At 44.7% G+C, this 5,651-nt stretch carries 6 protein-coding genes; 5 read left to right on the top strand and 1 reads right to left on the bottom strand.

The genetic code is table 11. The annotated features are described in order from the left end of the window. The 5 genes from PHF79_03775 to PHF79_03755 all read left to right on the top strand — a co-directional run. Positions 1-889, top strand: an 889-nt coding sequence (locus tag PHF79_03775) for a hypothetical protein (GenBank protein ID MDD5318900.1), incomplete at its 5' end; no start/stop codon positions are given. A 17-nt stretch (positions 890-906) separates the two neighbouring features. Further along, positions 907-1,965, top strand: a complete 1,059-nt coding sequence (locus PHF79_03770) for a glycosyl hydrolase family 18 protein (GenBank protein ID MDD5318899.1) — start codon at positions 907-909, stop codon at positions 1,963-1,965. Between the two features lie 24 nt (positions 1,966-1,989). After that, positions 1,990-3,093 (top strand): DUF2914 domain-containing protein, encoded by a 1,104-nt coding sequence (locus PHF79_03765; protein MDD5318898.1) that lies wholly within the window; start codon positions 1,990-1,992, stop codon positions 3,091-3,093. 54 nt (positions 3,094-3,147) lie between these two features. Further along, on the top strand, positions 3,148-3,963 hold the full coding sequence (locus PHF79_03760) for an ATP-binding cassette domain-containing protein (protein MDD5318897.1): 816 nt from the start codon (positions 3,148-3,150) through the stop codon (positions 3,961-3,963). Between the two features lie 27 nt (positions 3,964-3,990). Then, positions 3,991-4,737 (top strand): ABC transporter permease, encoded by a 747-nt coding sequence (locus tag PHF79_03755; protein MDD5318896.1) that lies wholly within the window; start codon positions 3,991-3,993, stop codon positions 4,735-4,737. A gap of 3 nt (positions 4,738-4,740) precedes the next feature. On the opposite strand, the gene PHF79_03750 is transcribed toward PHF79_03755, so the two are convergent. After that, entirely contained in the window at positions 4,741-5,556 is an 816-nt protein-coding gene (locus PHF79_03750) for a class I SAM-dependent methyltransferase (GenBank protein ID MDD5318895.1), read from the bottom strand. Positions 5,557-5,651 lie beyond the last annotated feature (95 nt).

Here is a 5,651-nt window from a genome sequence, read left to right as displayed (position 1 = left end):
CGGATCTACGCTTTCGGGCACCTCTACTAAAAGCTCGACAGCTTCGTCCACAAAAAAAATAGTGCCACATCTCTGGCCAGTCAAGACAGCCTATCCGATAGCTGGAGCGCTCCTGCCTTTCAACCGCATCGTCGCGTATTACGGTAACTTTTATTCTACAAAAATGGGAGTGCTCGGAGAATATCCGGAAGCTCAAATGCTTCAAATGCTCGAGGGGGTAGTGGCGGACTGGAAAGCGGCCGATCCAAGTACTCCAGTCATACCAGCCATTGACTATATCGCGGTCACCGCCCAAGGAAGCCCGGGAGCAGATGGCAAATACAGATTACGGATGCCAGATAGTCAGATTGATTATGCCGTGCAGCTTGCTGAAAAAGTACACGGGCTTGTTTTTCTGGACGTGCAAGTGGGTCTGAGCAATGTTCAGACGGAGATTCCTTTGCTCGAAAAATATTTGCAAATGCCTCAGGTCCATCTATCTTTAGACCCTGAATTTTCCATGAAATCTGGAGCCAAGCCGGGGACTGAGATAGGGACTATGGATGCGACGGACATAAATTTTGCAGCCAATTATTTAGCTGATTTAGTCAAAAAAAATAATCTGCCACCTAAAATATTAGTGGTCCATCGCTTTACTCAGAGAATGGTCACCAACTACAAGCAGATCACTCCTTTACCTGAAGTGCAGATAGTTATGGATATGGATGGCTGGAGCTCCCCGGCTAGAAAACTCAACACTTATCAGCAGTTTATTTTTTCTGAACCTGTGCAGTTTACGGGTTTCAAATTGTTTTATAAGAATGACATCAAGCCACCAAGCACCCACATGCTTACTCCCGCTGAGCTTTTGAAATTGAAGCCCCAGCCGTTGTACATACAGTATCAATAAAGGAGTATACTAAAATTATGTTTCCAAAAAACTCACAATTTTCTCACACTTTTTTGATTTTTTCTTCGATTATTTTTTCGGTGATGTTTTTTGGGTCGATCGGGGTTTCCAGAGCCGAAGCTTCGGCCAAGCCGGCCTCGACCAAGCTTACTCGGATTTTTTATTACGTGGATAACGAAGAAGCTAGGTTGTCTTTGTTTCAACATCCTGATTCTATAGATATACTGGCCCCGCAGGCGTATTCCATAGATGATAAGGGCAACCTGACAGGCAGTCTCAATCCAGCGGTGACTGAATTTGTCCAAAAAAAGAATATAAAAGTCATGCCTCTAGTCACCAACGCCGGTTTTGATAAAATCAGCGTGGCCCTTTTTCTCGATGACCAAGCGGCTCAGGCTTTGGCGATCCAGTCCCTGATCAGCGAGGCTCAAAAACAAAAATTTTACGGTTGGCAATTGGATTTTGAACAGATCAACTTGACCTATCGAGATAAGTATTCAGCTTTCGTTCAAAAGGCAGGGCAGGCCTTTAAAAAAGCCAACCTGGTCTTGAGCGTGGCTGTTGTGTCCAAGATTTCAGACATCCCAAGTGATTATCCCAAAACTCTGTGGGATGATTTGATCGGGGCGTATGATTATGCGTCACTGGCCTCGAGCACTGATTTTATCAGTATCATGTCTTATGACGATCCTGTGTCCAAAGGGCCGGTCGCCAGATATTCTTGGCTAAAAAAAGTGATCGACTACGGCCTGCAATTTATTCCAGCCTCCAAGCTTTCTCTGGGCATACCGATGTATTATTGGAAATGGAATGATGCCACAGGTAAGCTAGTTGGGATTGGAGGCTATGCCGGCATCAAAAATACTCTGGACACTCGGAAAGTCACTTTGGGTTATAGCACGGCAGAGCAAGCGCCTTTTCTGAAATACAAAGTCGGCAAGAATCACTACACTCTCTGGTACGAAAACGCCAAGAGTATTGCTAAAAAAATAAGCCTCATCAATCAAAACGGTCTGCAGGGTTTTTCTGCCTGGGTTTTAGGTTTGGAAACCCCAAGTGTCTATTCAGTTTTCTAGATTTTTGTGTAGTATACTTAGGTTATGAATTGGTACAAGCGCTACGAGCGGCATTTTTCCTCCATTTTCTTGGTGAGCGGTTTCGTCTTTGACGCCATCACCCTCAAGAGAGTTGATCTCTTTTGGGAAAATCTGTGGGTGGGAGCCCATTTGCTCTTTGCGGCTGTGGGTATTATTTTTTTGAATCTTTACGAGAATCGCAAAGAACGTTTCTCTGAGAAAACCAAATCCCTTTTGCATTTTTGGCTGATCGCCGTCGTGCAGTTTTCTTTTGGAGGTTTGCTCAGTACTTTTCTGGTGTTTTATTTTCGCAGCGCCGCCCTCGCTGTCTCGTGGCCCTTTATGCTTTTTCTGGCGGCGGCCTTTGTCTGCAACGAGGTTTTGAAGCATCATTACACCCGCTTGGTTTTCCAGGTTTTGCTTTTGCTTTTGTCTATTTATTCTTTTGCTATCTATATAGTACCGGTAGCTATGCATCAAATAGGAGACTGGGTCTTTATTTTGAGCGGGCTAGTGACTTTTTTTATTCTAGTCATTTTTCTTTTATGTTTGCGCATCATCTCCCGAGAACGTTTTGTCAAAAGCCGCAAGCCCCTGATTTTTTCTATCATCAGTGTCTTTGTCATAGTCAATTTGCTTTATTTTACCAACTTGATTCCGCCCATTCCGCTTTCGCTAAAAGATGCGGGGGTTTATCATTCTTTGACCAGAGTGACTGACTCCACAGGCTCGCAAGGTGTTAGCAATTATTATGTTCAAGGGGAGCAAAAAAGCTGGTGGGATTATTTTAAATTGATTGAGACCGTCCATCAGGTAGCGGGCCAGCCATTTTACTTATATACCTCTATTTTTTCTCCTACCAACCTCAATACCACCATCATTCACCAATGGCAGTACTATGATGATGTAAAAAGGCGATGGATTAACGAGGGTTCTATTAGGTTACCTATTTTAGGCGGCCGTGAAGGAGGATATAGGACTTATTCGGAAAGGGACAATCTGGCTCCCGGATCATGGAGAGTCAATGTGGATACTTTGTCTGGGCAGGTGATTGGAAGGATTAGCTTTGACGTGGTAAACGTGTCGGGCGCCGATAGCCTGCCGGCATTGGTGGAAGAAAAGTTGTAATAAAATAAAGCAAAGGGTGTAGCAATGTATGTATGATATACTTCCCCTAAACCTATGGATAAAACGCCTAAAAATCTAGATAATATTATCGAAGTCAAAGACCTTAGAAAAGACTTTGGAAAGTCGACGGCCGTCAAGGATATTTCCTTTAATGTTAAAAAAGGAGAAATTTTTGCTTTCCTTGGACCAAATGGCGCCGGCAAGACCACTACTATTCGGATGTTGACCACTCTTTTGCATCCTACATCGGGCACGATCACTCTCAATGGTTTTAGTACTGTGCACGATCCAGACAATACCCGTAAATCTTTCGGTATCGTTTTTCAGGATCCGAGCCTGGATACCGAGTTGACGGCTTATGAAAATATGCAGTACCACGCTGTGCTCTACGGTGTGCCTAAAACAATTTATAAAAATCGGATTGAGGAGCTGATGCGTCTTGTCGAGCTTTGGGATAGAAAAGACGACCTGGTAAAAAATTTCTCCGGCGGTATGAAGCGCCGTCTGGAAATTGCTCGCGGGCTGCTCCATCATCCAAAAGTTTTCTTTCTCGATGAGCCGACGGTTGGTCTCGATCCTCAGACCCGCAATAAAATTTGGAGTTATCTCAAAAATCTAAATCAAAAAGAAGGAATCACAATCTTCTTTACCACTCACTATTTGGAGGAGGCCGATCGGACGGCTGAGAGGATCGCTATTATTGATCACGGCACAATTGTAGCTCAGGGCACTCCGACTGAGCTCTGTGCCGAAACATCCACCAAGAGTTTGGAGGAGGCTTTTCTCTCAATTACCGGCAGGACTATCCGTCCGGAGGATACTTCAGCCAAAGATGATTTTAAGGCTCACGCCAGACTTTTTAGACGGTAGGTTGAAAGTAAATTTAGCTAAAATTTTATGCACACTATATACATATTATGGCTCCGCCAATTAAAAAGATATTTTCGCTCAAAAGCGAGAATTGTCGGCTCCTTGGGCCAGCCCATTCTTTTCCTCTTGGCTTTTGGTTTCGGTTTTGGTCCGGTTTTTGCCAAAGCGGGAGGTGGCAACTATATGGAATTTTTGGCCCCTGGTATAGTGGCCATGGGCATTTTGTTTACAGCCGTCTTTTCTGGCATAGAAATCATTTGGGACAAGCAGTTTGGTTTTTTGAAAGAAACCCTGGCTGCCCCAGTTTCTCGTTTCAATATCATGATCGGCCGCACACTCGGCGGGGCCACGGTGGCCGTCATTCAGGGCGTGATAGTTTTTCTGCTGGCCGTTTTGTTTGGCTTCAAGATTGAAAACTTTTTGCTCCTGCCAATGGTTTTCCTTTTTATGTTTTTGATAGCGTTGCTTTTTACGGCTCTCGGTACGGCTATCGCCAGTTTTTTGGAGGACATGCAGGGCTTTCAGCTCATCATGAACTTTGTCGTCATGCCTATCTTTTTCCTTTCGGGCTCCATTTTTCCAGTTGATCAGCTGCCTGGAGTCCTTTCTAGCATTATTAAGCTCAACCCTCTCTTTTATGGAATAGACGGGATTCGCCAAAGCCTGACCAATATTGGCTCCATGTCTCTCTTCACGGATCTGTCAGTTTTGACGGTGGTCACCTTGATTTTTGTGGTGATTGGCGCAATTTCATTTTCAAAAATTGAAATTTAGTTTTTAGAGCATTTTTTGAACATAGACAGAAAGACTGCGTCTTTTGCCGGCCCGGCCATTTTCTAAATGCCGATGAGATTTGGTTATTTTGTGAATAGTAAATTGGCCAGACTCCTCAAAATCCTGGATGATTTCTTTTTCTGTAAAGACATGTTCGGACACGCCGATCTGAGGGTGAATATATGAGCCAGACTCCTCGGCGGGGTGATCACGAAGCAAACGCTCCGCGTTGAGATCTTCGTCCAGTAAAAACGTTTTAAAAAAAAGCCAGCCGCCCGGCTTGAGCATGCGGCTGATCTCGGCGCGCAAGGCTTTTCGCTCTTCTCTTTTTAAAAAATGGGAGGCCGTCATGTCCAGCACGAAAGTCTGACTGCCGTCTTCCACCGGGAAAGGATCGGTAGGAGAGTGAGCAATAGAGTCGACATGATATTCAAGGGGCAACCTTTGCTTGGATCCTGGACCCCCACTCAAACTCTTGGCCTGCAAGATAGCTTCACGAGAAATATCAAAACCTATTCCTCGCAGGCCAAAATTCTCAGACAAATAGATCAAATTGCGCCCGTTGCCGCAACCAAGATCGACAGCTGAGGCAAGCGGATTTAAATAAAGCCGCCCGTATTCGCGCTCAAGCCAGCGGGTAAATTTGACCAGATCTCCGCTAGGCGTATTTGAAAGAGCCAAGTGGGCTTTTTGTTGAGGGCTTCTTTTGCCGGCTCCTTTGTATTCTTTATTCCAAAATTCCTGTCCGCTTCCGCGCCCCCGCGTGGGTTTTGTGGCATTTTCCTGGCGGTTTTTACTTTTTTTCCACTGATTTTTCATACCAGACATTACAGCACGATATGGACTTCAATACAAATATAGTATACTCTGGGCATCTTATGGCTCACGAAAAAACTTACATATACGGTCGGCAT

This window comes from Candidatus Paceibacterota bacterium (assembly GCA_028714275.1).
Taxonomy (GTDB): domain Bacteria; phylum Patescibacteriota; class Minisyncoccia; order Phycocordibacterales; family CAINVO01; genus CAINVO01.
The sequence above is the reverse complement of the archived record's forward strand: the minus strand, read 5'-3'. Positions and strand labels throughout refer to the sequence as shown.